The 26,543-nt window shown below is 41.4% G+C and carries 30 protein-coding genes and 1 riboswitch; of the genes, 22 read left to right on the forward strand and 8 right to left on the reverse strand.

Features of this window, described 5'->3' with window-relative positions:
• Positions 1 to 14: 14 nt before the first annotated feature.
• On the forward strand, positions 15 to 1,790 hold the full coding sequence (gene arsA, locus G476_RS0104205) for an arsenical pump-driving ATPase (protein WP_026688977.1): 1,776 nt from the start codon (positions 15 to 17) through the stop codon (positions 1,788 to 1,790).
• Between the two features lie 2 nt (positions 1,791 to 1,792).
• Positions 1,793 to 2,074, forward strand: coding sequence for an iron-sulfur cluster assembly accessory protein (locus G476_RS0104210; RefSeq protein ID WP_026688978.1), 282 nt, complete (start codon positions 1,793 to 1,795; stop codon positions 2,072 to 2,074).
• A gap of 211 nt (positions 2,075 to 2,285) precedes the next feature.
• Here the strand turns inward: G476_RS0104210 and G476_RS0104220 are convergent, their stop codons facing one another.
• Together G476_RS0104220 and G476_RS0104225 are read right to left on the reverse strand one after the other, a co-directional pair.
• Complete coding sequence (locus tag G476_RS0104220) at positions 2,286 to 3,152, reverse strand: permease (RefSeq protein WP_026688979.1); 867 nt, start codon at positions 3,150 to 3,152, stop codon at positions 2,286 to 2,288.
• A gap of 85 nt (positions 3,153 to 3,237) precedes the next feature.
• Complete coding sequence (locus tag G476_RS0104225) at positions 3,238 to 3,561, reverse strand: ArsR/SmtB family transcription factor (protein WP_051314644.1); 324 nt, start codon at positions 3,559 to 3,561, stop codon at positions 3,238 to 3,240.
• A 287-nt stretch (positions 3,562 to 3,848) separates the two neighbouring features.
• Between G476_RS0104225 and G476_RS0104230 the strand changes: the two genes are divergently transcribed.
• Positions 3,849 to 4,265 (forward strand): hypothetical protein, encoded by a 417-nt coding sequence (locus G476_RS0104230; RefSeq protein ID WP_026688981.1) that lies wholly within the window; start codon positions 3,849 to 3,851, stop codon positions 4,263 to 4,265.
• A gap of 175 nt (positions 4,266 to 4,440) precedes the next feature.
• A complete protein-coding gene (locus G476_RS0104235) occupies positions 4,441 to 4,869 on the forward strand; it encodes a hypothetical protein (protein ID WP_026688982.1) in 429 nt (142 codons plus the stop codon).
• A gap of 266 nt (positions 4,870 to 5,135) precedes the next feature.
• Here the strand turns inward: G476_RS0104235 and G476_RS0104240 are convergent, their stop codons facing one another.
• Positions 5,136 to 6,209: a peptidoglycan-binding protein gene (locus G476_RS0104240; RefSeq protein WP_026688983.1), complete on the reverse strand. Its 1,074-nt coding sequence runs from the start codon at positions 6,207 to 6,209 to the stop codon at positions 5,136 to 5,138.
• A 368-nt stretch (positions 6,210 to 6,577) separates the two neighbouring features.
• On the opposite strand from G476_RS0104240, the gene G476_RS0104245 reads away from it, so the two are divergent.
• Positions 6,578 to 7,360 carry a class I SAM-dependent methyltransferase gene (locus G476_RS0104245; RefSeq protein ID WP_026688984.1) on the forward strand — a complete coding sequence of 261 codons (783 nt, stop codon included), beginning with the start codon at positions 6,578 to 6,580 and terminating at the stop codon, positions 7,358 to 7,360.
• Positions 7,361 to 7,401: 41 nt separating this feature from the next.
• On the opposite strand, the gene G476_RS0104250 is transcribed toward G476_RS0104245, so the two are convergent.
• Positions 7,402 to 7,938, reverse strand: a complete 537-nt coding sequence (locus G476_RS0104250) for a GNAT family N-acetyltransferase (protein WP_026688985.1) — start codon at positions 7,936 to 7,938, stop codon at positions 7,402 to 7,404.
• 55 nt (positions 7,939 to 7,993) lie between these two features.
• Positions 7,994 to 9,325 (reverse strand): PulJ/GspJ family protein, encoded by a 1,332-nt coding sequence (locus G476_RS0104255; protein WP_084405595.1) that lies wholly within the window; start codon positions 9,323 to 9,325, stop codon positions 7,994 to 7,996.
• 70 nt (positions 9,326 to 9,395) lie between these two features.
• On the opposite strand from G476_RS0104255, the gene G476_RS0104260 reads away from it, so the two are divergent.
• The 7 genes from G476_RS0104260 to G476_RS0104290 all read left to right on the forward strand — a co-directional run bounded on the left by G476_RS0104260 (position 9,396) and on the right by G476_RS0104290 (position 15,150).
• On the forward strand, positions 9,396 to 9,893 hold the full coding sequence (locus G476_RS0104260; RefSeq protein ID WP_169720871.1) for a type IV pilus modification PilV family protein: 498 nt from the start codon (positions 9,396 to 9,398) through the stop codon (positions 9,891 to 9,893).
• The gene (locus G476_RS0104265) at positions 9,880 to 10,764 is read left to right on the forward strand and encodes a type II secretion system protein (RefSeq protein ID WP_026688988.1); all 885 of its coding nucleotides are present in this window, start codon (positions 9,880 to 9,882) and stop codon (positions 10,762 to 10,764) included. The genes G476_RS0104260 and G476_RS0104265 overlap by 14 nt, the downstream gene beginning before the upstream one ends.
• A gap of 107 nt (positions 10,765 to 10,871) precedes the next feature.
• Positions 10,872 to 11,627, forward strand: a complete 756-nt coding sequence (map, locus tag G476_RS0104270) for a type I methionyl aminopeptidase (RefSeq protein ID WP_026688989.1) — start codon at positions 10,872 to 10,874, stop codon at positions 11,625 to 11,627.
• A 43-nt stretch (positions 11,628 to 11,670) separates the two neighbouring features.
• Positions 11,671 to 12,408: a DUF421 domain-containing protein gene (locus G476_RS0104275; protein ID WP_245579627.1), complete on the forward strand. Its 738-nt coding sequence runs from the start codon at positions 11,671 to 11,673 to the stop codon at positions 12,406 to 12,408.
• A 117-nt stretch (positions 12,409 to 12,525) separates the two neighbouring features.
• Positions 12,526 to 13,026: a hypothetical protein gene (locus tag G476_RS0104280; protein WP_035186641.1), complete on the forward strand. Its 501-nt coding sequence runs from the start codon at positions 12,526 to 12,528 to the stop codon at positions 13,024 to 13,026.
• Positions 13,027 to 13,396: 370 nt separating this feature from the next.
• Positions 13,397 to 14,284, forward strand: coding sequence for an STAS domain-containing protein (locus G476_RS21220; protein ID WP_051314646.1), 888 nt, complete (start codon positions 13,397 to 13,399; stop codon positions 14,282 to 14,284).
• Between the two features lie 203 nt (positions 14,285 to 14,487).
• Positions 14,488 to 15,150, forward strand: coding sequence for a CAP domain-containing protein (locus G476_RS0104290; RefSeq protein ID WP_026688992.1), 663 nt, complete (start codon positions 14,488 to 14,490; stop codon positions 15,148 to 15,150).
• A 321-nt stretch (positions 15,151 to 15,471) separates the two neighbouring features.
• Here the strand turns inward: G476_RS0104290 and G476_RS0104295 are convergent, their stop codons facing one another.
• On the reverse strand, positions 15,472 to 16,287 hold the full coding sequence (locus G476_RS0104295; protein WP_026688993.1) for a TerC family protein: 816 nt from the start codon (positions 16,285 to 16,287) through the stop codon (positions 15,472 to 15,474).
• Between the two features lie 157 nt (positions 16,288 to 16,444).
• Here G476_RS0104295 and G476_RS0104300 point away from each other — a divergent pair, with 157 nt between their 5' ends.
• From G476_RS0104300 to G476_RS21225, 10 genes are all read left to right on the forward strand, one after another.
• Positions 16,445 to 16,918, forward strand: a complete 474-nt coding sequence (locus G476_RS0104300) for a GNAT family N-acetyltransferase (RefSeq protein WP_026688994.1) — start codon at positions 16,445 to 16,447, stop codon at positions 16,916 to 16,918.
• A gap of 103 nt (positions 16,919 to 17,021) precedes the next feature.
• Positions 17,022 to 17,645, forward strand: a complete 624-nt coding sequence (locus G476_RS0104305) for a histidine phosphatase family protein (protein WP_026688995.1) — start codon at positions 17,022 to 17,024, stop codon at positions 17,643 to 17,645.
• Positions 17,646 to 17,682: 37 nt separating this feature from the next.
• On the forward strand, positions 17,683 to 18,390 hold the full coding sequence (locus G476_RS0104310) for an aspartate/glutamate racemase family protein (protein WP_026688996.1): 708 nt from the start codon (positions 17,683 to 17,685) through the stop codon (positions 18,388 to 18,390).
• Positions 18,391 to 18,529: 139 nt separating this feature from the next.
• Positions 18,530 to 19,249 (forward strand): hypothetical protein, encoded by a 720-nt coding sequence (locus G476_RS0104315; RefSeq protein ID WP_026688997.1) that lies wholly within the window; start codon positions 18,530 to 18,532, stop codon positions 19,247 to 19,249.
• A 62-nt stretch (positions 19,250 to 19,311) separates the two neighbouring features.
• Positions 19,312 to 19,854, forward strand: coding sequence for a GNAT family N-acetyltransferase (locus G476_RS0104320; RefSeq protein ID WP_026688998.1), 543 nt, complete (start codon positions 19,312 to 19,314; stop codon positions 19,852 to 19,854).
• Between the two features lie 61 nt (positions 19,855 to 19,915).
• Positions 19,916 to 20,041: riboswitch (TPP riboswitch) on the forward strand.
• 128 nt (positions 20,042 to 20,169) lie between these two features.
• Positions 20,170 to 20,772, forward strand: coding sequence for a YkoF family thiamine/hydroxymethylpyrimidine-binding protein (locus tag G476_RS0104325; protein WP_026688999.1), 603 nt, complete (start codon positions 20,170 to 20,172; stop codon positions 20,770 to 20,772).
• Positions 20,773 to 20,787: 15 nt separating this feature from the next.
• Positions 20,788 to 21,393, forward strand: a complete 606-nt coding sequence (locus tag G476_RS0104330; protein WP_026689000.1) for an ECF transporter S component — start codon at positions 20,788 to 20,790, stop codon at positions 21,391 to 21,393.
• Positions 21,374 to 23,056 (forward strand): ABC transporter ATP-binding protein, encoded by a 1,683-nt coding sequence (locus G476_RS0104335; protein ID WP_035186107.1) that lies wholly within the window; start codon positions 21,374 to 21,376, stop codon positions 23,054 to 23,056. Before G476_RS0104330 ends, G476_RS0104335 begins: the two co-directional genes overlap by 20 nt.
• Positions 23,049 to 23,828: an energy-coupling factor transporter transmembrane component T family protein gene (locus G476_RS0104340; RefSeq protein WP_026689002.1), complete on the forward strand. Its 780-nt coding sequence runs from the start codon at positions 23,049 to 23,051 to the stop codon at positions 23,826 to 23,828. The genes G476_RS0104335 and G476_RS0104340 overlap by 8 nt, the downstream gene beginning before the upstream one ends.
• Before the next feature lie 163 nt (positions 23,829 to 23,991).
• Positions 23,992 to 24,825: a nucleotidyltransferase domain-containing protein gene (locus G476_RS21225; protein WP_051314647.1), complete on the forward strand. Its 834-nt coding sequence runs from the start codon at positions 23,992 to 23,994 to the stop codon at positions 24,823 to 24,825.
• A gap of 296 nt (positions 24,826 to 25,121) precedes the next feature.
• Here G476_RS21225 and splB read toward each other — a convergent pair whose 3' ends face one another.
• A complete protein-coding gene (gene splB, locus G476_RS0104350) occupies positions 25,122 to 26,150 on the reverse strand; it encodes a spore photoproduct lyase (RefSeq protein ID WP_026689003.1) in 1,029 nt (342 codons plus the stop codon).
• A 42-nt stretch (positions 26,151 to 26,192) separates the two neighbouring features.
• Complete coding sequence (locus tag G476_RS0104355; RefSeq protein ID WP_026689004.1) at positions 26,193 to 26,432, reverse strand: transcriptional regulator SplA domain-containing protein; 240 nt, start codon at positions 26,430 to 26,432, stop codon at positions 26,193 to 26,195.
• Positions 26,433 to 26,543 lie beyond the last annotated feature (111 nt).

Consider the following 26,543-nt stretch of genomic DNA (forward strand, 5'->3'; position numbering starts at 1 on the left):
GAGGGGGAGATCGAATGTATACCGACTTTTCAATTGATGCGGTTTCAACAACACCATTTCTCTTTTTTACAGGTAAAGGTGGTGTGGGTAAAACATCAACGGCAAGTGCCACGGCAGTCGGCCTTGCGGATAAAGGAAATAAAGTGTTACTTGTAAGTACGGACCCTGCATCAAATCTTCAAGACGTATTCGGAATGGATGCGAGCTTAAAACCGATAAGCGTTCCTGAGGTGGATGGGCTGTTCATGGTTAATATTGACCCGGAAGCAGCAGCTTTTGACTACAGGGAACGTGTCGTAGGACCATACAGAAACAAGTTACCTGAAGCAGTAGTAAATCAAATGGAGGAGCAACTGTCAGGAGCTTGTACTGTTGAGATTGCAGCTTTTAACGAATTTGCTTCCCTCCTTACAAAAAAAGAAGTGGTCGACTCTTTTGACCATATCCTTTTTGATACAGCTCCTACGGGACATACGTTGCGACTACTTCAATTGCCTGCCGCTTGGTCAGGTTTCTTGGATGAGAGTACCCATGGTGCATCGTGTCTTGGACCTCTCTCGGGACTAGGTGATAAAAAAGCGTTGTACGAAAACACCGTTGAAGCCCTGTCAGATGATAATCAAACAACGCTGATCCTTGTGACCCGGCCTGATCGATCATCGATTCAAGAAGCGGGAAGAACGGCAGAGGAATTAAAAGAAATAGGCCTTACAAACCAAAGACTGTTACTAAATGGTTTATTTGAAGAGAAGTCTAATGATCCAATTGCACACGCTTTTTATACAAAACAGCAGATCGCCTTAAAACCGGTTGAAGAAAAGTTCATTGACCTCCCTGTATTTAAACTTCCTTATATTGCGTATCCATTGACTGGAATGGATGCTTTACGTCGTTTCCTGAAAGGGGACGAAGAGGGATCTCCTCCTTTAGCTTCGGATGAGGGAACGCCTTCGTTACCTGGGCTTGACCGGATTATTCACGATCTTTCGCCCAAGCAATCAGGAGTTGTTATGACGATGGGTAAAGGCGGTGTCGGTAAAACGACGATGGCCACTGCCATTGCATTAGGTTTGGTCTCAGAAGGAAAGAAGGTTCACCTTACTACAACCGACCCGGCAGCTCACCTCCACCATGTGATTGAAGATAAAGGATTATCAGACCAGTTAACCGTAAGTACCATCGATCCTCAAAAAGAAGTAGAGAAGTATCGAGCAGAAGTTCTTGCTCAATCTGCTACTCAATTGGATGAAAAAGGCCTTGCTTATTTAAAAGAAGACCTTGAATCTCCGTGTACGGAAGAAATTGCGGTCTTTCGGGCGTTTGCAAACGTGGTTGAACGAGCGGACCAAGAGTTTGTGGTCATTGACACGGCGCCAACGGGACATACTCTGTTACTTTTGGATGCTAGTTCTTCTTATAATAAAGAAATTGAGCGATCTACTGGTGAAGTACCACATTCGGTTCGAAAGCTTCTTCCACGATTACGAAACAGGGACGAAACTTTTGTTGCCGTCGTCACACTGCCGGAAGCGACGCCTGTTTTGGAAGCGTCCAGACTCCAAGGCGATTTAAAGCGGGCTGGAATTACACCTGCTTGGTGGATTGTTAATCAAAGTATGGCAAAAACCCATACGAAACATCCCCTTTTACTGGCCCGTGCTTCTTCGGAAAGGCAATGGATTGACCGCTCCCTTAAGGAAAACAAAAATACAGTGGTGTTACCATGGTTTACAGAAGATCTGACAGGAACGAACGCACTGATGACGATGTTTAGAAAAGAGGTACGGTAATCATGCAAATTACAAACGAAGCAAAGCAGTTTTTACAAGAAATGATGAGCAGAAAAGACGTGGAGACAGTCCGTTTTTTCTTTGCGGGAATGGGTTGTGGCACGCCACAAATGGGTGTGCGATTAGAGGAAGCTCAACCAAAGGATCATGTGAGTGAAGTGAACGGGGTTAAAGTAGCCATTGACCCTACGATAAAAGATCAAACAGAAAACATTACTCTCGATTTTGAAGAGCGCGAGGGCTCAAGAAGCATTGTGCTGCACGGTTTGGATTCTTGTTGTTAACATGTGTTTGCCCGGTAGGAGAAAGAATTCCTGCCGGGCATTTGTTTTTAATGATCACGTGAGTACAATCACTACTTATTGTTTTGAATTCTTGTTCTCGCTGCTTTTCACTTCTGAAATTTTAACTGAACAGCAGGACTGTTTACCCTCTTTTTTGGAAAAAGAAAAGAGTTTTTTAAGCATGGTCTCACCTCCCTTTACATGAGCGTGATTAAATGAAATAAAATATAAATCCTGAAACGGTCGACATGGTTAGAACTGAGATTACAAATGCTGCGATCAGTTGCTTTTTGAAAATGGACTTAAGTAAAACCAGCTCCGGGAGGCTGGCTCCGGCAGAACTGATGAGCATAGCCATAACAGGACCTGTTGCCATGCCACTGGCAATAAGCACTTGTGAGACGGGGACCATACTTGCTAAGCGAATATAGAGAGGAATACCAAGGACTGCAGCCAATGGGATGAGCCACCAAGCGTCTCCTCCCAAATGAGTCGCAATAAAGTGAGCAGGGACTAATCCATGGATAATGGCCCCAATGGCGGCTCCAATAAGTAAGTAAGGATAGACGTTTTTCATCATGTGCCATGTTTCTTTAACAGCACCTTTAAACGAAACGTGCTGAGATTGGTCAGGATTGAAACCTTCCATCACCACATTCTTTAAAGATGAAGCGAAGCCAAAGCGCTCCAATGTGAGTCCTATAATGATCGAAAACACAACCGTTACCATTGTGTAAACAAGAGCCACTTTCCACCCCATAATAACAGCCATCACAGTTAGGATAGTCGGATCGAGGAGGGGAGAAGCGAACAGGAACACCATGACTATACCAAAACGGACGTGATTTTTAAGGAGGTTGACGATGACCGGAATTGTGGAACAGGAACAAAAAGGTGTAATAAAGGCAAAAAATACAGCTAAGAGGCTTGCTTTAATCGGATTGGCTCGCTTTAACCAGAGCTCGACTTTACCATAAGGAATGCGAGCTTGAATGAAGTAGAGGGCAAACGAGATAGCAACAAACAATACAGTGAGTTGAGTAGCGATGTACAAAAAGCTTTTGAGTGTTTCAAGCATAATAATCCCTGCTTTCAGGTTTATTTATCAAAAAAAATTGATTTATTAAATCAAAAAAAATTGATATTAAATGCCGCCCTGTTTATTAATCTGCAGGACGGAGTATACAACAAAGTTCTTCTGATAAAAGCTTGGATAACTCCGAGCGGTTGCTACTGTAATAATTCCATGTGCCTCTTTTTTCTCTTGTAACAAATCCGGCATCCAAAAGAAGCTTTAGGTGGTAGGAGAGTTTTGACTGTGGCATGTTCATGTGATCTTGCAAGTCGCACACACACACTTCCCCTTTATTTGAAAGCAAGGACAAAATTTCTAATCTTTTTTCATCGGCCAAAGCCTTAAATTGTTTCTCAAACGTTTTAAATGACGTGTTTCCGAGTAATTGCTCTTCAGACAGTGTTCGGCTCATTGTAAACACTCCTTCATCAACTTTTCTTGATGGATTAATCATAATGGAAAATAAATGAAGTTGCAAGCGTTTAATCAAAAAAAATTGATTTATTTTCAGGCTGGAGTTTCTTGTAAGCAAAATAAAGAAAAGGTCGGTGCACAGTTCAACTGCCACTAATCCTATGCGAGGCTACGACTACTAAAATCAATAGCCATTTTTGTCTTTTTTTGTCTCTCTTCTATGTTACAATCGAATTAATGGAAAATGAGACCAGTTGATTAGTGATTTTTCCGGGAGGGACATTTATGAATAGCAAGCCGTCTGTCACGTTTGCCATGCTTCTTGTCACTTTGTTTTTGCTTATTCCTCCGTTAATTGTGTACTTGAACTTGAACGGTAATCCGATTACCAATTATAAAATAGAGCAAGATGTGTTTTTGTATTTAGAAGGCCAAGGTTATGAAGATGAGGATGTTGCAGACTATATGAGGGTTAGAGACGGCAGCACGCTTGCAGACGTCTATCGTACACATATTCAAGTGTTTTTTGAGAATGAACCTGACTTTGGTTACCACTATGTAAAGATGGAGTCGACCGGTGAAGTATACCAACTTTGTAAAGTGAGTGGCCAATCCAACTCTGCGGTCAGTGGTGGAGGTGAGGATCCTATTCATTTGGATGATGAGTGTCACAACCCGGGGCTTGATGAGATCTCAGGATGAATTTGGTTAATCCTTTACAGCTACCTTTTTCTCCAGTACGCTTTTATGTGGTCTAAAACTCGTTATGATAGTAGAGGGCAGACCCATTCATCAGGCCAGTATTTGTTATAATAGAAGGATCCGGTTTGTTACCGGATTACATAAATAGAATAAGATAGAATAGGAGATAAGGAAGATGGAATTAGTATTCGTTGGAGCTACGTTCGTATTTATCGTCGGTTTTTTAGTTGTCTTCAGTAAACTGATGAACCCAGTTACTCGTGGGGAAGTGGGGAGAGAAGACTTCAAAAAGTTACAAACAAAGTTTTTTATCCAAGTTGCAATACTAGAGGCGCCTATTATCATTGCTATTGTTTTTGTACTTTTTAATGCAGATGGGCAGGCTTTGTCTGGTGTCACTTTACCAATCATTTTAATTGTAACGATGGCGTTAATTGGAATGGTGATCACGTTTATGATTGCAAGAGGGGCATGGGAAAGTGAAAATGGTCGCGCGTTCAAGCAACCAATACAAACGTTCTTGTATATTGGTTTTTCTCTTGTGAATGCCATCCCGATTATATGTGCCGTCCTTCTTCTTTCACTAAGCGGGAACATATCGTAACATGCTTGGTAAGAATGACTACAATCCTTTGTACGTCATTGGAGGAGCTTGTTTTTTGGCATCGCTGGTAGCGGCTCATGTATATGATTCGGAAGTGCTTCGATTCATAGGAAGACTGGGCTTGATTATCCTTCTCACAGCTCTTTTCTTTCAATCAAGAAAAAAGAACGTTTAGGAATTGTACACAGAGGATAATTAAATAATACAAAAGCAGACGAACTCATTGCGAGCTCGTCTGCTTCTTTATTCTTATATAGTTTCATAGATTAGTTAGTTTCAAGTACTTTTACTTCTACAGTTTGACGACCGAATTCTAGTGCTTCATCTTTAGTAGCCATGTGAAGATCGATGCGGTTGCCTTTGATTGCTCCGCCGATGTCTCCAGCTACTGCTTCGCCATAACCTTCAACATAAACTGTAGAACCTAGTGGAATAACGTCAGGATCAACGGCAACTACTTTTTTGTCCGGGTTAGCACGAAGATCTTGTCCGGTATAAGTGATGCCTGTGCAACCTTCACAGTATGCTGTGTATGCAGTTGCTTCCATTTCTAGTACAGATTGTACTTCAGAAGAGGACTCTTCGTTTGAGCTCTCAGAAGAATCAGTGCTTGTTTCTTCAGTTGCTTCTTCTTGAGTAGACTCTTCTTGAGCTGGTTCTTCAGAAGCTGTTTCTTCTTCAGTTACTTCTTCTTGAACTGGTTCTTCAGGAGCTGCTTTTTCTTCAGTTGCTTCTTCTTGAGCTGGTTCTTCAGAAGCTGCTTCTTCTTCAGTTGCTTCTTCTTGAGCTGGTGCTTCAGCTTGTGTTTCGTTAGAACCAGATAGGGCAACATGTAATGTGCCGTATGTTTGAGGTCCTGCTAAACCGTCAACTAAAATCTCTTTTGCAGATTGGAAGCTTTTAACCGCATCATGTGTACCACGATCAAATTCTCCATCTACTTCTGATTCAAAATATCCAAGCTCTTGCAAGCTTTCTTGAAGGGCAGCTACAGCTTGTCCTTCGTCACCTTCACGTAGAATGGATAATGCACCTACAGTTTGAACACCTGCAAGTCCATCTACTAAAATGTTAGAATCCGTTTGGAATTCTACTACTGCTTCTTTAGTTGCTGGATCGAAAACTCCGTCTATAGCATCTTGCTCTAAGTATCCGCGCTCATGAAGTAATTCTTGAAGTTCTTCAACTTGGGAGTTTTCTTTGCCTTCTAATAGAAGTCTATCTCCTAAGTTGTTCTCACTTCCAGCTTCACTGATCGCTGGTGATACGAAGAATAATGCACCTGCTGCGATTATTGGTAAGCCTAGTGTTTTAAGTTTTGATAAACCAAAGCTTTTCATATGTCAGCCTCCTTAGTTGATAAGTGATCTTCGCTAACGAGTTCAATACTACCAACCCCACCGATACAAAAGCAATGGATAAAGCGTTACTTAAAGGAATTGAAATATAGTTGTAATTGATGAAATCTGATTTAACATAAACGCCATTAATGTAATGATAAATGTGACAAAAACCTTTATTATTCGCATTTTTTCTGACGAAATTGAGTGAATCATGGGAGTTTATCGAGATTATGATAAAGAGTGGAATATTATTCTTTCATAACACTGTAAACGTTTTCCTCCAACGTATTTTCACTTTTCTCTTTCTTAAAAGGGAAACTCCGATATAATGAAATAGAGTTTTATATTGGAGGAGTGAAGAAAGCGTGGCTCTATACAATCAAATTGGGTCTACATATGATATTTCTAGAAAAGCGGATGCTGAAATTGTCAATCGCTTAGTTTACTTATTGCAATTGCCTACAAAAGAAGCGAAGCTTTTGGATGTAGCGTGCGGAACCGGAAATTATACAGTATCTCTTGAAGAAAAAGGATACACCATGAGTGGTTTGGATCTTTCTGAAACAATGCTTGACCAAGCAAGACAAAAAAGTGATACGATTCAGTGGTTTTGTGGAGATGTAAAACAATACAATTTGCCTCAAGAACAATTTGAAGGTGCAACATGCGTATTAGGCGTTCATCATTTTGATCATTTATATGAGAGTTTCGCGAATGTTTATCGTTCTTTAAAGCCAGGGTCTCGGTTTGTTATCTTTACGTCTGGTTCAGAGCAGATGCAACGGTATTGGCTGAACGCGTATTTCCCTGAAATGATGAAAGCAGCTATGGGACAAATGCCTCTTATAAGAGAGATTGCTAAAGCATTAAAGAAGGCAGGCTTTACTTTTCAGGGGTCAGAGTCTTTCCTTGTCCAACCTTCTTTGGAAGATGCATTCTTATATGTTGGAAAAGATGATCCAAAGATGTACCTTGATCCTGACGTTCGAAATGGCATTAGCGCTTTTTCAAACCTCATTTCAGATGAAGAGTTGGATAAAGGGCTTACAATGTTAAAGAATGACTTGGAGGACGGAACATTTCAGGAACGAACGGCACCTTTTGACAGCCGCAAAGGGGATTACATGTTTATGGTGGCGAAAAAATAAAAGAACGATGGTCATAGCATCCAACTATGTCCATCGTTTTTTTATTTACTCAAACGTTCGTAATCGGTTTTAAGCATGGACATCTCATACATATCCCAATACTGATCGCCAACTCTTCTGAAGTCTCGAAAATACCCTTCCTCGTGAAAGCCTGTTTCCTTGTATAGCTGAAAGGCCAGTTTGTTGAAAGAAAATACACCCAGGGCAAGCCTGTGGATGTTTAATTCCTCAAAAGCTATTGTGATAGCTCGTCTAATAGCTATCTTTCCATACCCTTTGCCGCGGTACTCAGGGAAGATCAGAACTTTTCCTAGGCGGGCACCTCCGTGAAAATGGTCGATGTTACGGATGGCTAGGTGACCAACAGTGTTATTTGTTTTGAGCAACGTAAGTTTATATATGTGGTTCTTTGATTCAGGGTTATTGGCTCCTTCTATGTAGGTTAGGAGTTGTTCTCTTGAGAGTGGAAACGTAAATGTTGGACCACTCCATTGCATGAAAAAAGAAGGAGATGTTCCGTTAACGTGCTGGATTAACGTATCAAAGTCTTCTTCAGTAAAGTAGTCGAGTCTGATCATTAATGGTACTCCTTTATTTATGTGTTTGAGGATAGTTTAGCATATAAAAACACATTTAATTATTCAATACATAAATGGAACCACTCGGTTGTCCTGCACAAGAATTTGCATGCTTAACAGTAATAGAAGAGTGAACTTTATCCTCGAAATCAATGGTGCCATTAACGCAAATCTTTGAATCTGGTTTCCAATTAGGTGTGACGTTTCCGCGTACTTTCATGTCACCACCGACTAGTACTTGTGACGTACCTTGAAAGTGAAGGCCGCCATCAATAGTAAGATCACCACCAATCTGTGTCTTAGAACTATCATGGAACTTACCATTTCCTTTAACGATCATTGATTCATCCACATTTAAAAAGGAATTGTTTTGAGGGAAAAAATCTCCACCAATCATTAATGTTTTTGTCTTAAATATTGTATTTGAAAACTGGTTTAAACTACCCGATATGGATGAACGAGTGCCTATTAAGATCTTTGATTCATTATGCATAGTTACGTCCCCTACTACACTTAACTGGGCTAAAGATTGTATTTCACTATTGCTAAAAGTATGAATATGTTTACCTGAATAAATGTTCCTCTTTGCAAAAAGGGAACTGTTTCTATCTAATCTTAAGTTCCCGTTCGTAAAAAAGTCTTCTTCTAAAGAAAGACTGGTGTCGGTGTTCAGTGTAAGGTCGTTAATGAAGAGCGCTGATCCTTGATCTATCCCAGGATTTATACAAACTTTACCTGTTGAGTGATCCAACGTGGTTTGGGAGCTCCAACCACTAAATGGAAACCTACAAGATCTAATAGGGTTGTTCTCCTTAGGTGCACTATCTGTTGTGAACTCAATTTGGTTTCCAAATTCGCTTACCTCTGGAGGAAGAACCTCTTCATCCAGTGCAGGGCTCCCATTGTCTGTTTTATGAACAAAGGTATTACTTCGAGTAGGGATCACTGTTTGTAGCTCATATTCAGCTTCATCACTGTTTACTATTGTGAACGAAAGTGGCAAGGGTTGTAATCGGTTAATCTCTTGACACTGTTTATTACCTTTTATTGAGACAAGCTGTTCGGAAAAAACAACAAATGAACGAAAAGGAACATGTGTGATGGTTCTGGTTTGATTATTTTGTAAAAGAGATAATTGGTTTGATTCTAGACATAATTCGTATGAGTCATCATCGTGTTCATTTTGATGAACATTGCGAAGGTCTGAAATGATTAAATTAGCCTCTTGTGTAAGAGAGATACTATCGGAGGTTTGCTCATTAAACAGGTTTGCCTGAATTAAAAATGTGAATGCGATCGCCCCAATCACGCCGAATAAGGCTAACGATGCTAATAATTCGATTAAGGTGACGCCGGATTGGTTCAAATTTCTTATCTTTTTCATCATATCACCTTACTTTTTGTGAGTTTTATACTATATTTAGTATATAGGAAATCATAGGAAAATGGTGAGCGAAATGGCTAAAAACAATAAAAGGTTAGATAACGAGCGCGGTTTTACGCTGATCGAATTACTCGTTTCTCTATCCATCTTGTCGATCGTCGTGGTGATCTTCTTTTCTTTTTTCACTCAAGCAGCACTGTTTAACCAAAGGGCAGATACGCAGGTGGCAGCGGTGAATGTGGCACAAGTGGTGATGAATGATCTGAAGAAGTATGTTAAAGAAACTGGAGTGCCATTTAATAACATTCAATGTGATTCTCCTTATGAATTTTCAGGTTCTGAGGTTTTCGATGGGAATAGCACTTATCTTACTGACGAAGGTTCGTTCTATATCTTGAACAACAATAAACGGTATTTCGTTGAGACGTCCATGTGTCAAAACGAACAAGAAAAGGATGTCGCTCTAGTTAGATTAAGAGTGGTGTTAAAAGAAGGTTCTCCTAGTAGCTCCGTTACAATCGAAACGTTTGACTACTTAACAGAGAGTGAGGTGCGGAATGAAGAATCTTAATAGCGAAAAAGGTGCTGCGTTAATTGTTGTGTTACTTACGATTGTTGTTATTGGCTTGATGTCAGTTGCGTTGGTGAATCAGGTGATGGGGAGTCACGTGCAGGGGCAGAGGGCGGAGGAGAAGGTGATAGCAAGTAATAATGCTTTTCTAGGACAGAAGCATTTTAGATCATCTATAGTTAGTAAGGTAGAAGGGCAATCCCTTGAAGCAAAAGACCTATTAGAGGTTCTTAACACAACATTTAAAGAACACTATAAGGTTTTATTAGGAAGTTTGAATGATCAATCCTACGAGGTTATAGTAGAAGATATTTCACTAGTTGCAGATAATACTTTGAATATTAGATATAGTACTAAGGGTATTTATAAAGGGTATAAATCTAACCAAGAAGAGATATTAATGCTTCATAAAGTCCAGACAGAAGAAGTAGGTAAAAGATTTAAAGGAAAAGGAGTTATAGATCAATTACTTTACAACAACGGCCATCCACCACCAGATATTCTGAGAGGGCCAATCCAAGTCAATACACTAAAGATAGTAGGGAATAATAATATATTAAATATAAATGGTGATCTAAAAGTGAATAAAGAGATCCAAACTTCAGCAGTAGGTATTAAAGAAGTGAATATCTTTGGTGATTTCTATGTCAGTCAAGGAGCTAAATGGGATTTAAAAGGTGCGATTTGTGTTGAAGGAGACTTAATTGGGGACTTTGAAGGTATCAACACCACCAACGAAGAATGTGGAATTGAGAAAAATACTGTATATTATACTGGTGAATTATACAAAAAAGAAGGGATTGTCACAATTGATCGGTGGAGCGTCTGCTCTCAAGGTGCAATAAATCGCAATGAATGCGAAGGTCAGTAATTTGCCCGACCTCCCCACAATTGATATGATAAATATCGGTCACAAAATGTTGGTGAGTGTCATTATTTAAGGTAGATATTCAGAATGGTTTGGAAGGAGCGCATCGAGTGATTACAATTAAGACAGAGCGTGAGATCAAGTTAATGCATGAGGCGGGAAAGCTGTTGGCCCGCTGCCATAAAGAAGTTGCAAAGATGATTAAACCAGGTGTGACAACGATGGAGATTGATGCATTCGTAGAAGATTACTTAGCTAAACACGGTGCTACACCGGAGCAAAAAGGGTTTCATGATTACCCTTATGCTACGTGTGCATCAATAAACGATGAAATTTGCCACGGCTTTCCTAGAAAACAACCACTAAAAAATGGAGATATCGTAACCATTGACTGCGTCGTGAATTTAAACGGTGGTTTGGCAGACTCTGCTTGGACCTATACCGTTGGTGAGGTATCTCCTGAGGCTGAAGAACTGTGCAAAGTAACGAAGCAATCGTTATATCGAGCGATTCGCCAAGCAAAGCCAGGCAAGCGGCTTGGGGATATTGGGCATGCGATTCAATCCTATGTTGAGGCAAAAGGCTACTCTGTCGTTCGTGATTTTGCCGGACACGGCTTAGGACCAACCATCCATGAAGAACCGAACATTCCACATTTCGGTGTTCAAGGCAGGGGACTTCGATTAAAAGAAGGAATGGTCATTACGATTGAACCGATGATTAACATTGGGGTATGGGGATCTCAAATGGACTCCAATGGCTGGACAGCTAGAACTGTGGATGGGTCTTTGTCTGCTCAGTACGAACATACACTTGCCATTACAAAAGACGGTCCTGTTATTTTAACTGAACAAGATGATGTGTAACATGGACGCTCCTCAATTCGTTGAGGGGCGTTTTAATTTGTTCATGGATAATAAGATAGAAATTGGAAAACATAACCGAATCGACAGAGTAAGGTGGAGAAACGAAATGGACTCGGGAATTGTTGAAGTAGTCATCCGTAGTTTTGGTGCGTATACCATCTTAATGGTGATTAATAACATGCTCGGGAAACAGACCCTCTCTCAGATGACGAATCATGATTTTATTACAGCCGTGATGATGGGGGCAATTGGAGCAAATCTTGCATTTGATACGCAGGTGAGCTATTGGCATTCGTTTATAGCTTTATTGATTATTGGAGGAATTGGATACTCAACAACCTATCTTTCTTTAAAGAACAGAGGGGTTCGAAAGTGGTTTTCCGGGGAGCCTTCGATGTTTATTGAGAATGGGAAAATTCTTGAGAGTAATATGAAAAAACAGAAATTCAATATGGACTCGTTGAATCAATCGTTAAGGGAGAAAAACATTTTTGATATAAATGAAGTTGACTATGCTGTGCTTGAACCGGACGGACATTTGTCTGTAATGAGGAAAAATGATAACTCAAGTTTGTTCCCAGTGGAGTTAATTATGGACGGTAAAGTAATCGAAAATAACTTGAGAGATATTAAACTTTCTAAAGAGTGGCTGGAACGAGAAGTTCGTAAACGTGGATATGAAATAAAAGATGTTTTTTATTGCGTTCGTGGACCTGACGGATCTTTCGCGTTCGATTACCATGACGACCGCTTACGTTCGCCGATTGATCGAGAGCGTTAGCGTGGATAGGCAAGCACCTTCTTCTTTTCCTCACATAATCTAATGAAGAGCGATGTGAAAGGGGAGGGTAATGTGTACAACGATGACAGACAGTTCCCTGGTGGCATTTATTCATTTTTGCTACCGGGTCAAGGTGGGCAACAGCAACAGTTTGGTCCAGGAGGATTTCAACCGTTCGGACCGGGGGGGCAGCAACAGCCGTTTGGACCGCCACCAGGTCAAGGTGGGCCGCCATTTGGACCACCACCGGGCCAAGGAGGTCAAGGAGGACCCCCATTTGGACCACCACCAGGTCAAGGGCAGCAAGGAGGCCAGGGGGGACCACCACCGGGGCCGCCACCATCTTCGCCACCAACCCAAATGCAAGCGGGTCCTGCAGCAGCTTCTGCAGGAGTAGGGGGACCAGGAGGAGCCCAAGTCTTTGCTGTTGATCCTGGTGCGTTAACAGGATGTTTGTTCCGATACACATACATTCGGCTAATCACAGGACAACGCTTTTGGTTCTGGCCGGTGTTCATTGGTAGAACATCGGTTGCCGGCTGGCGTTGGAGACCTAGAGAGTATCGATGGGTTTACACCGGATTTGATACGAGGTTGATCTTGTCATTTTCATGTTAAGAATAAAAGGCAGTCTCCTAGAATGGAGGCTGTCTTTTGCTTATTGCACATACAGACCAAAATGTGAAAATGATCGTGAATACATCGTTATTGACCTACAAATTGAATAGATTGTCACCTCTATCGTACCCTTCATGAAACGAATAAACATGCTTCTATAAAAAGATAAAAAATAACCAAAAAAATTAGTGCTTAGGTTTTACAAAAATAGGTTTATTACGCCTTTATTTATGGTAAAGTTTTAGAAATGGGGATGATGAAGAAATGAGGCTCTATTTGTTTAGGAAATCTGTATCCCTGTATGTTAAACGGGTAATGTTTGCATGCATTAGCCATTTACAACACAAGAGATAAGCGGGAGGAAAGCAAGATGATGAGCGGAAATCATATGGTTACTATAGGTGAGGTCATTATTGAGAGAAGTGAAGAGATAGCGATTCGTCTCTCTGAAGAGCATGATGAGAATTACAACAGTTGCCCAAATCATGGCCTTACAATTGAAGAGACCAATGAATATCGTAAAAGTTTCTTTATCATGTTAGGAGAAGCGTTGAAGTCCGGGAAGTCGGAAGATAAATTAAATCAAGTCTACCTTTGGGGGAAAGAAGCTGGGAAGACTGCAGTGAAAAACGGGGTTTCTGCAGATACCGCCATTCTCCAATTAAGCCCTCTGAGAAAGGTGCTCTATGAAGCTATCAGGGAAGAATTCCAAAAGCTCGCCTTGGGATTTGATGCTTATTTTGCTGTGTCAGATAGGCTTGACCCCCTCATTGATCATGCTGTCTATTCCTTTACGCAAGCGTTTGTGGAATATAACGAAGAAACATTCTCAAGAGCTCAAGACGAGCTCCTCGAACTCAGTGTACCCGTTGTTCCATTGACTAGAAACGTTGCTATTCTTCCTGTCATTGGAACCATTGACACCTATAGATCAAAGAAAATGTTGGATCAGGCTTTGCAAAAAGGAACAGAGCTTGGGTTATCTTATATGATTATTGACCTGTCAGGGGTTCATATGATTGATACAGCGGTAGCTCAGAACCTTTTCCAACTTAACGACGCTCTAAAAATAGTCGGAATAAAAGCCATCATTAGCGGATTGCGCCCTGAATTGGCTCAAACGATTGTGAGTTTGGGCATCTCCTTTAATCAAATGACGGTAACGAACAACCTTGAACATGCCTTAATGAAATCAGGATTAACAATACAACCGGAAAATGATGAAGAACGAGTGCCTGCTAAAAGTTTGCTATTCTAAAAATTAAAGATATCATCCGTTAAATGACGGATGATTTTTTTGTCCGTCGCAAAAGTATGATTTTTCAGTTTTTGTCTGAAAAAATATGGAATATATCTCAATCTTTAGCGCGATTTCTAAGTTTTAAGCACTGGAAATCTTTACCCTTAGCACACAAAAAGGAATCAATATGGCATAATGATGTCCGTGGAGGTGTTGAGTACATGTTAAAAAAACTCATTTACTCAGTATTGGCTGTTGCAGTTGCAGCTCCTTTAGTTGTTGGAAATACAGCTGAAGCAAGCACAACGCACACAGTAGAATCAGGAGATACGTTGTACAAAATTTCTCAACAATACAACGTAAGTCTATCTGATATTATCGATGCAAACAGCGACATCGATAACCCGGACATGATCTACCCTGGGCAGCAAGTCACAATTGGTTCTGCTCAATCAGCTCAGCAACCAAGTCAAACATCTGAGCAAACTTCAAGCGAGCTTTCAGAGTTTGAACAAGAAGTGGTTCGTTTGACAAATGAAGAGCGTACACAGCGCGGACTGCCTGAGCTTGAAATTGCAGAAGACGTGTCTGATGTTGCTCGTGACAAGTCGGCTGACATGAGAGATAACAATTACTTTGATCACAACAGCCCGACTCACGGAAGCCCGTTTGACATGATGCGTAGCTATGGAGTAGATTACAACGCAGCTGGTGAAAACATTGCTGCTGGTCAACAAACTCCAGAACAAGTTGTGGATGCATGGATGAACTCTCAAGGTCACCGTGAAAACATTCTAAGCAACAACTACACTGAAATCGGTGTAGGTCACGTTGAAGGTGGACAATACGGTCACTACTGGACTCAAATGTTTATCTCTAGATAAAGAGATGCAAGAATAATAGATTCACTTATATGAACCTGAGCACCTGCTTCTTGCAGGAACTCAGGTTTTTTTATGTTAGGATGTGTGTGACTAAAAGCAAGAAGCTTCACTGGTGGAATAAACTGTGAGGTCTTTCGGACTTCGGATCATCCACTTATTTTTTGATTGGCGGAGATAATTGTGTGATTGGCGTACTTATTCATCATTTGGAGGTGATAAATGTGTAATTAAGGCACTTATTTTCAAATTAGCGGAGTTAGCTCTCTTCAAGGCAATTGCATCCCTTCACCCAAATTGTCGGGGGTCTGACCCCGTACAATTTTACAAGAGGTTATCTTCGGTTTTTAGAGCGCGGTCCGTTTTTGGGTTGTCGGGTCCGGGTGGTGAATTTTTAGTAAGGAACCAACCACCAACGGCAATTCCTACTAAGACGGTCCAAAAAAAGGCTTTCCATGGGGTGGACTCCGGAACTGAGTGTGGAATTATTGCTACGTCAGGATGGGCTAGGGTGAAAACAACAAGTTTGATACCCACCCAGCCAACAATTAAGAAGGCCGCTGTCTCCAATCCTGGACGTCGATGAAGAACCCTAACGAAATACGTAGCAGCAAACCTCATGATCACAACCCCGATTAAACCACCGGTCAGAACAACAGCGAATTGTCCTCCATCCAGCTCTCCAATGTTCGGTAAAGGTGTAGGAGAGAGGGTCAAAGAAAGTGCGATCGCTGCAAGGATCGAATCGACAGCAAAAGCAATATCTGCGAGCTCCACTTTGAGAACGGTAAGCCAAAAACCTGCTCCATTTGTTTTTTGTGCGGCTTTCTCCATCTTTTGAGATCGTTTTCTTAATACAAACCGTTTTACGATATGGTTCAAGGCGATAAACAGCAAGTAGACAGCACCGATGGCTTGGACTTGCCAAACGTTAACTAGGAATGAGATGGCGAATAAAGAGAGGAATCTAAAAATAAAGGCACCGGCCAATCCGTAAAATAATGCTTTCTTCCGCTCTTTATCAGGTAAGTGTTTAACCATAATGGCAAGAACGAGGGCGTTATCTGCGGCCAATATTCCCTCTAATCCGATTAAAACGAGTAACACCCAAGCGTACTCAAGAAAAAGCGTAGCATCCATTAAACGAACCTCCTTTTACCTACTTTGTCCAACATTTCTAGAATTAGTAGTATATATTACACAACAGAAATCAGAATTTTCGGTTAAATAAAAGAAAACCCACCTAAAATATGGTACGATACACATAAAGTCATTTATAAAAGTGAGGTGCATTCGTTTGTTTGAATGGAATTGGATGACCAAAGATGACGCGATTGCCATTGCAAAATGGGAGTACGAAGAACCTTATCATTTTTACAATATGACAGAAGATGAGGATGACTTGGAAGAGTGGTTAAACCCTTTTAACTGGAAGCATACCCTTGTTGCTTATAAGGACGGCGAGCTAGTTGGATTTGCGACATTTCGCTATAAAGCTAACAATGAAGTGGAAGTGAGTCTGGGTATGAGACCGGATTTGACTGGAAAAGGGTTTGGAAGACAATTTGTCGAACAAGTCAACAATGAAGCCTGTCATCGTTATCGGGCAACTTGCCTTATCGTAAACGTGGCTGCATTTAATGAAAGAGCAATTGCGGTCTATGAACGGGCAGGTTATCGGAAGGTAGCGGCATTCTTGCAACAGACAAATCATAGCAACTATCCTTTTGTAAAACTGAAGAAGAGGATTCATATGGAAGCTAGTAAATAAACAATCATGTATAGGTCAAAGTGTTATTGGACCGACTTGTTGGATTCCTACAAGTCGGGCCTCTTCATATCTATCGGCAGAAGGAGACGAATAGGAGGGTATTATGTTATCACTGTACTTTACTCGACACGGGGAGACGGTATGGAATAGAGAAGGACGTCTTCAAGGCTGGCAGGACTCTCCACTTACAAAGAAAGGAGAGCAGACTGCAAGTAACCTGGGTCATTACTTTTCCAATATCCGCCTTGATACCATCTATTCCAGCCCAAGTGGCAGAACGATAAGGACTGCCGAATTAATCAACAAAGGTGCAAATACACCGATTGTATTGGATAGCAGACTCCGTGAAATTCATTTGGGTGAATGGGAAGGTATGACAAAGGAAGGGATCGCGAAAAAGTACTCAAAAGAGCGGATTGAAACCTTTTGGTCAAATCCTGAGTGTTATAAGCCCGCTGGAGGGGAGACATTTTGTGAAGTTGAAAGCAGGGTGAATGATTTTCTCACTGATTTGTATCAGAAGCATCCGAATGGTCATGTCCTTCTCGTGACTCATACTGTTATTGTAAAACTATTGTTAAAAAGGTTTCACAACCGAATGCTCGATCAACTTTGGGATCCACCGTTTATTCATCCAGGGTGTTTGAATTTAGTTCAAATTGATCGTAAACAGCACATGAATGTTTTGCTAGAAGGGGACATGAGATACGAAAAGCGCCTGGGTTAAGAAGGTACAATATTGATGAAACGTAGGGGGATTAGTCATGAAGACAATTGGTGTGATTGGTGGAATGAGCTGGGAATCAACACAAATATATTACAGGCTGTTAAACGAATATGTAAAAAAACGTTTAGGTGGACTTCATTCCGCTTCATGTATCATTCACAGTTTGGACTTCGCGCCGATCGAGCAAATGCAAAGAGAGGGGAAATGGACAGAGGCGGGTGATGAGCTTGCTCGCATAGCGAAAAACTTGGAGTTAAGTGGAGCCGAAGGGATTATGATTTCCTCGAGTACGATGCATAAGCTTGCTTCGGTCATTGAAGATGCCGTTTCCATCCCTCTTATCCATATCGGAGATGCCATTGCGGAAAGTATAAAGATGAGAAACACTAAAAGTATCGCTCTCCTTGGCACCCGCTATACAATGGAAGAACCGTTTATGATCGAGCGCTTGAAGGAACATGGCTTGAATGTTGTTATTCCTGAAAAAAACGACCGTGAATTGATTCACCACGTTATATTTGAAGAGCTATGCGTAGGAAAAGTAAGAGATACTTCGAGAAAGAGGATGCTTGAAGTAGTAGAAAAAATGTATGGAGAAGGGGTTCATGGTATCGTTTTAGGGTGCACGGAGTTACATATGCTCATCAATCAAAACGATGTAGATCTCCCCATCTTCGACTCCACGCAACTTCACGTTGAAAGAGTAGTTGACTTTATGCTCGAAGAAGAGAACGTCCGGATGTAAAGAACCGATCGCATACCAACGACCGAAGACTTAACTCTGATACCACAGAGACAAGATCCTCACAACGAAAGAAAGGCATGGAAAAAGACAAACTTGAATTTTTTCAGTGCCTTCACGCATCAAAAGGAGAGTGAATGATGTGAAACGAATCTTTTTCGTGTCCTTTCTTTTTATCCTTTTAGCAGGCTGTACTAGTCAAGAAACAGGTTCAAACGATAGTGAAAAAATCGAAGAGACCGATCATCGGGATCAAATAGCACTCGAAGAAGAGTATGAGCAAAGGCTCCAAGAAAAAGATGCTGAGATTGGAGAGCTAAAAGAAATCATTGAACAACTAGAACAAGAAATTGAAGAAAACAAACATCAAGAGGAGACCGAGGTAGAGAAAAAAGAGGAAGAAGCCGACTCAGACGAGGCTCGGCTTCAACTGAATCCTGACCACGACTTTTATACGCAGTTTTGGTTTTCTCAGGTTCAAACAGCCATGGAAGAAGAGTTAGGCTTCGAGCCCGGTGTGACAGAGTGGCAATCATACGAAGGTGAAGAAAGTGAACGCTACCGTGAAGGAGAAAGCATGTATTCATCTATGGGAGCCCTTGCGCTCGACTGGGTAAGAGAGAGGGAAATGGAAGTATACATGGACACGGAAGAGGAGTTGGCTATTCGTACGTATCTGGACCACGATTCAGGTGAAGGGAAAGTGCTAATTCTGTTATGGGGACTAAAAGATGATGCTGTTGCTGGATCTGACTATTTGCTTCACCTGGATCAGTCGGAAGAGGTGTGGCATTTGGTAGAAGTTGAAACGAGACATTATTGCAGAAGGTCCGTAACAGATGACGGTACCATGTGTAACTGAAGCCATTGAAAAAACAAATAACCTCTTTCAGTACCTTTTTTAAAACCAAGGAGGATATACACGTGTTTTATCACATAATCAACGAACAAACAAAACTTGAAATCCTTCAGGAAAAGCATGGAGAAGCTCTTTTTCATCTAACAGATGAAGGGCGCGTGTATTTAAGTGAATGGATGCCGTGGGCTCCCAATACAAAAACTGTTGAAGACACGAAAACGTTTATTCGCTCAACAATGAAAAGCTTTGGTGAGCAAAGAAGCCTTACATGTGCCATTTTATATCAAGATGAAGTGGCCGGTACGATCGCTTTTCATGACATTGACTATGCTAATAAAAAAACGAGCCTAGGATATTGGCTAGGGGAAAAGTACCAAGGGAAAGGCTTGATTACGTCTTCTGCTCGAGCACTTACTACCTATGCTTTCCATACGATCGGGTTGAACCGATTGGAAATCCGAGCTGGTGTTCACAATAAAAAAAGCAGAGCGGTGGCAGAACGTCTGGGATTTACGTACGAAGGTACGGTAAGGCAAGCAGAATTTATACGAGATCACTACATTGATCACGCAATTTACGGAATTTTAAAAGAAGAATGGAAAAACTAAACCTTTAATAGTTTACAAGTACAATGGTTTGTGGTTAGAATACAAGTAACAACATACTCCGTGTTCGCACTAGGGGTGCTTAAAGAACCGTAACTGGTTTTAATAGCTGAGATTCAGGTGAAATTCCTGTTAACCCTTTGAACCCGAACTAGGTAATACTAGCGTGGGGAAGTGCAGTAGACGTCTTTAGCGTATCATTGCGCTTGTTTTTGTTGACTAACACTGCATTTCTCAAATATGAGAAGTGCAGTTTTTTTATTTCATTTAGCGACCGGACTTGTTGAATAAACAGATAAAACTGGAGGAGATTTTCAAATGCAAGGACTAAGTTGTGGAACAAGTAGAATCGTAGGTTGTCGTTTTTCCATCTATCCGATGGCTGATAACTTTGTAGACATTATTAAAGGTGCATTAGAAGAAGTGGACACGGCTAAAGTATGGATGCAAACAGATGATGTAAGTACGTGTGTGAGAGGCAGAAGTGAGCACGTATTTGATGTTACAAAAGCCATCTTCACACATGCGGCTAAAACTGGCGTACACGTCGTCTTTAACGGTACATTTTCAATTGGTTGCCCTGGAGATTCAGATGCAGACACATACATGTCAGAAGACGATGTACGATTGAACGAAGAACAAGCCAGAGTGGAACAAGTAGAAGTAGCTACTCAATTCGCTCTTTATCCAATGAATAACCCTGATTACATGCAAGTGATTGCCGATCAAGTAGCGGTAGCTGACGAGCACGGTACTTTTACAAAAGGCGTTCACTATGCGAGTCGTTTAGACGGAGATGTTCATAATGTCTTCCAAAGCCTTGAAGAGTCTTTCGTTAATGCATCTAAGACACATGAGCGAAGTCATGTAACCATGACAGCAGCAGTATCTGCAAATAGCCCATCAACGAAAGATAAATAAAGGACGGTGCACGGAATGTCAAACGCGTGGAAACTGAGAGAAATTGTTTTAATGTCCATTTTAGGCGTCGTCTTCGGCGTGATTTATTTGATGTTTTACTTCTTTGGTCAAGGCCTGAGGAACGTGTTAGCTCCTTTTGGTCTCGGCCCATTTGGATACGAAGTGATTTTCGGGATTTGGTTTATCGTTTCAATTATCACGGCTTATATCATAAGAAAACCTGGAGCCGCATTAATTTCTGAAACAATTGCGGCTACGATTCAAGTTCTTATCGGTAGTCCAGCTGGACCTCGACTTATTTTATCCGGTCTCATTCAAGGACTCGGAGCAGAAGTAGTTTTCGCTGCGACTCGGTGGAAGAATTACAATTTGAGTGTCCTCGTTTTGGCTGGGGTTTCAGCGGCCATCTTTAGCTTCGTGTGGGGCTGGTTTATCTCAGGATTTGCGGCTCTTTCTACCTCAATGGTACTGGCTATGTTCATCGTCCGTTGTATCAGTGGTGCATTATTGGCGGGGCTCTTAGGTAAGTGGATTAGTGATCAACTTGCAAATACAGGAGTACTAAGAAGCTATGCACTTGGAAAGGAGTGGCAGGCAAAGCGTGAACAAAAAGCATCTTAACAACACGCTTGTAGACGTTGAAAACTACTCGTTTGACTATGAAAGCAATCCTTTTGACCCTCTCTTTAACGAGTTGACGTTTTCGATTAGAAAAAATGAAACGGTTCTTTTGATGGGGCCAAGTGGAGCCGGGAAGAGTACCCTGGCTCTTTGCCTTAACGGGTTGTATCCTGAAGCGGTTGAAGGGTATGCAAAAGGCAGTATTCGGTTTGAAGGGAGACCGATTGAAGACTTCAAACCTGGTGAGTTAAACCAACGTGTGGGCGTCGTATTTCAGGATCCTGAGAGTCAGTTTTGCATGATTACAGTGGAGAATGAACTGGCATTTACCATGGAGAATTTGCAGGTACCAAGAGAGCAAATGGACAGAAAGATGGATCACGTTCTAGAATCCGTAGGAATGACCGCGTTTAGGCAACGAAACATCCATGAATTGTCGGGTGGGCAAAAACAAAAGGTAGCTCTTGCCTCTGTTCTATTGTTAAACCCATCCCTGCTCATCTTGGATGAACCGACAGCCAACCTTGATCCTGCTTCTCGTTATGAATTTATCCAACTCATATACAAACTTAAACAGGAGTGGAATATGAGTGTGCTGATTATCGAACACCAACTTGATGATTGGGTTGAGCAAACGGATCGTGTTCTTGCCATGAATCGTCATGGTCAGTTAATTGCGGATTGTCCGCCTCATGAAGCGTTTTATGACCGCTACAAAGAGATGGTTGGTGAGGGTATCCATTTACCCAAAGTCGTTAAAACAGCTCAAGCAAGTTCCACTTATGCTAAGCCACTTACTGAAGCCGAGCTCCTTAACGTTTTAGGGGAATCGGCGTTAGAGGAAAAAGTGAAGTCTTCCGGTATCCAAGAGGAAAATCAAGAAGTGATCCTTGAATTGAAGGGGGTCTCCTTTTTCAGAAAGAAACATATCCCCATTTTGAATGGTGTAGACCTTTCTTTGAGAAAAGGTGAATTTGTGGGCATCGTTGGTGAAAATGGAGCTGGGAAGTCCACACTACTTCAAATCATGGCCGGGATTTTAACAACAAAAGAAGGGAAGCGGCGTTTCATAAATAAAGAGTATGAGAAGTGGGATGAACGTGAATTACGCCGTGAACTAGGTTTCGTTTTTCAAAATCCAGAGCACCAATTCATTACCGATACGGTTTACGAAGAAATTTCCTTTGGTATGACCTTGAATGGCAAAAAGGAAGAGGATGTAAATGACCGTACCGAGTATCTAATGGATAAGTTTCATTTGGAGAAAAAGAGGTGGGCAAATCCTTTTTCTTTAAGTGGTGGTCAAAAAAGGAGATTGAGTGTGGCGACCATGCTTGACGAAACGCCTCGTTTACTTCTTTTTGATGAGCCTACATTTGGTCAGGACGCGAGAACGACCCATGAGCTTATGAACATGATTACGGACTTAAGAAACCAAGGTACCGCCATTGTTTTCGTCACTCATGACATGGATCTCGTCAATAACTATTGTGACCGAGTTTATGTGTTAAATGAGGGCGAAGTTGCTTACGAAGGGGTCCCATCTGAATTATGGAGCGAAAAAAGTCTATTAGAAAAGGCAAAACTTCGTCTCCCTTACCAAGTTCGCTTACAACAAGAGTTGAAACGGATGGAGAGAAAAGAGGTTGTTGGCCATGCTTAATTCAATCAACCCGACAATGAAAGCCGTAACCATTTTCGTTCCTGGCCTGTTACTTGCTTTCGTTTTTGATCCGTTTACACCTTTTGTTTATCTCATCTTTACCATTGCCATGACGTTTCTGTTAAGTGATCTGTCTTTAAAGCGTTGGCTACTTATTTTTACTCCTTTCGTGTTTGTAGCGCTCAGCTTTTCGTGGATGACGATGCTGTACTCAAGCGATACGTTCAGTGACGGACGTATTTTGTTCTCTTTTTGGTGGTTTGAGGTTACAGAAGGGGCACTGATGGTTGCTCTTAGCTTGGGTCTTCGTTCACTGTGTCTTGTAGCGCTGTCACTCATGTTTGTGCTTACAACGGATTCGACCAAATTCATGTTGAGTTTGATGCAACAAGCGAAGCTCCCACCTAAGCTCACGTTCGGTATTTTGGCAGGTTATCGCTTTTTACCTACTTTCAAACACGAAATGGAAGTGCTGCGTCAAGCTCATAAAATTAGAGGGGTCGGTAGAGCAAAAGGTATCAAAGGAAGAATTCAACAGTTTCGCCGGTATGCAATCCCCCTACTTGCAAATGCAATACGAAAGGCAGAACGAGTAGCTGTGGCAATGGAATCAAAAGGATTTACAGGCTCTACAGAGCGCTCTCACTATCATAAAATGACAGTTCGAAAAAGGGACTGGGTTTTTCTTTCCGCATTTGTGTTCGTATTTTTCGCAACGGTTTTTGCTTCTTATATGTTTGGATATCTAAATATCTTTGGACGTCAATTTTAGTTCAATGCCTCAGAGGGAAACGCAACCCTCTGGGGCTTTTTTGTCCATTCTTATACAGAGGATTACCATCCTGGCGTATAGAAGTAAGGTGATACTTCAGGCATTGAAGAAGTTTGGTTTATCTCTTTTTCGACCACTTAATTTTAATGAGGAGGCTGTTTGAGTGAACATCAATCGAGATCAACAGATCCCAATTAAACGTGAAATTGTGAGAGAGAGGCTAGAGAAAGAATTGACTAATACTCAAGGTGTGGTTGGGCTTTTTTACGGAGGATCAATGGCTTCTGGAACGATGGATCTTTATTCGGATTTGGATGTACGGGTGGTGGTTGAAGATAGGCATTTTACTTTGTTTGTGGGTATAAAGAAAGAACTTGCACGAAAATGGGGACATGTCTTGTTCTTTGAAGACTTGGGTGACCAAGCCCCTTATACGATTGCTCATTATGATGGCTTTTTTAAGGTCGACTTGTTTTTTTATAAAGCAAGTGAATTAGAGGCTTCTGTATGGCAAAAAGACATTCTGATCGTATATGATCCAACCGGTATCGTAACTGCGATGCTTGATGAGTCTGACAGGTTGTCGTATTCGTTTACAAAGGAAGATTTCAAAAGGTGGAGGGGGAAGACACTTGCCTACGTTCACGAAGCCTACCGAAGAGCGATGCGAGGGGAATGGTACTATGCGCACCAGTGTATCGATTCCATCCGTTGGTCCATTGCGAATGGATGGCTTGTGGAAAAAGGCAACGTACCAAATGCACCAATGGACTGGGCAAAAATAGAAGGGAAACGGAGTCCCCTTTCAGTGGAGCAACAAAAACGCCTTAGAAAGTTGGAACACAGGCCTGATTTCTATCATCAGGATAGGTTGCTTGGGGAGTTACTCAGAGCCTATCTGCCTTTAGAAAAGACGTTAAGTCGCATCACAGAAAGTAAAGTCAATCAAGAAGAGACTGAGCGCATTTGGAAGATGGCACTGGTAGGGGAGGAGTAGAAGGGGGGCGTGTATATCCTTTATTATGGGGGATTGATCATATCAGAGAGGGAAGCATTGATCGGCTCGGGTACTTATGATGAATATTACACAAGATATAATGAATCCTTAGTCACTTATAATGAATAAGGAAAAGGATATATTGAATCCTTGTCATTTATAATGAATCATGCCGAGAATATACTGAATCCGAGCAAAAAGAGTCGGTCTCGGGTGGGAGAAAGATGAAAGCAAGCTTGTCACCCTGGCACAACGAAAAGACAAGCACCTTTTAAGCGATGCTTGTCTTAAATCGTTTACGTAAAGTATTCCAGCTTTGCGTTAGGAAAGTACTTCTCGATGTAACTGTGAAGGGTTTCTTTTAGGTCTTCTTGCTCGTCCGTTTGATAGACGTATTTACCAATTCCATATTTGCCCCATTTGTACTTTCGCTTTTCTTCATCTAGCTCAAGCTTTGTCATTGGGTAATTTTTTTGGATTCTTTTTTTAGCAGGCTTGGTAAATCGGTGTTGAATCAGTTCAAACGTTAAATCATCACGGGCCTGTTCTGAAAGCTCGGAATCCAATTTCTTAAACATTTCCTCGTATCCTTCTTTCCACCCTTCGTGGATGTAAATAGGGGCCACGATAAAACCTAGAGGATAACCTGCTTTAGCGACTTTTCCCGCGGCTTGAATTCTGTAATCGAGAGGAGACGTTCCTTGTTCGAAATTTTTTATGACATAATCGGCATTGATGCTAAAGCGGAAGCGGGTTTTTCCTTTGTGATCGGCATCAAGCAAGTGATCCACATGATGATACTTTGTAACAAACCGCAACTTTCCATTTTCGGAATTACCGAAGTACTCAATCGCTTTTTTTAATGAATGGGTTAAATGATCTATACCGACGATATCAGACGTACAGGCAGCTTCGAAACGTGTGTCCTGAGGAGCTCGTTCGGTCATATAGTCCTCTGCTTGCTTAAAAATCTCATCAAGGTTGACGTATGTGCGAATATAAGGCTTGTCTCCCATCGTCGTTTGCAAATAACAGTATTGGCAATGCCCCATACAACCAGTGGCGAGAGGGATTGCGTATTCTGCAGAGGGCTTAGACGTATCGAACTTCAACGTTTTCCTCACACCTACAACGAGAGTAGACTTAGCATTGCGGTACTTTTGCAGGTGATTTTCACCAGGAATGTTACGCACTTGGTTGTGGGATGTCGTACTACGAATCTCGATACCAATATCCTCGAACTTTTTCTTTAACTCGACACCAAGAGGGTACTCTAAAGCTCCGGGTTCAATGTATACCAACTGAGGCATAAAGGGCTTAATCACAGGTTTTCACACCTTTCGTTTCTATATTCTCTAATACAAGTCCTAATCTTGAGGGATGTCAAAGTATTCATTGTACATTTGTTCAGCTTCTTGATAGCTGGAATACATAGCATATTCGTCTGTTAATGGGTAGTGTTCTTCAAACAAAAACAAACTCATGCTTCCAGGGTTGTGGGGGTCTTCGATAATCGAAGCTTCTTGAATTTGTGCTACGTTTTGTGTGTGGGGGTTTCTATAGATCACATAAACCGTATCGCCGGAATGAAGTTCAGATATATTCATAAATCCTGCTCCTTTGCTTTAATGATATGTATAGGTTGAGTTAGTGCCGTGTTCTTATACAAAAAGGAGGATGTAAGATATTACTAAATGCGTAGACCAAAGCAAAAATCA

The sequence above is a fragment of the Alteribacter aurantiacus DSM 18675 genome (assembly GCF_000429705.1).
GTDB classification, from domain to species: domain Bacteria; phylum Bacillota; class Bacilli; order Bacillales; family Salisediminibacteriaceae; genus Alteribacter; species Alteribacter aurantiacus.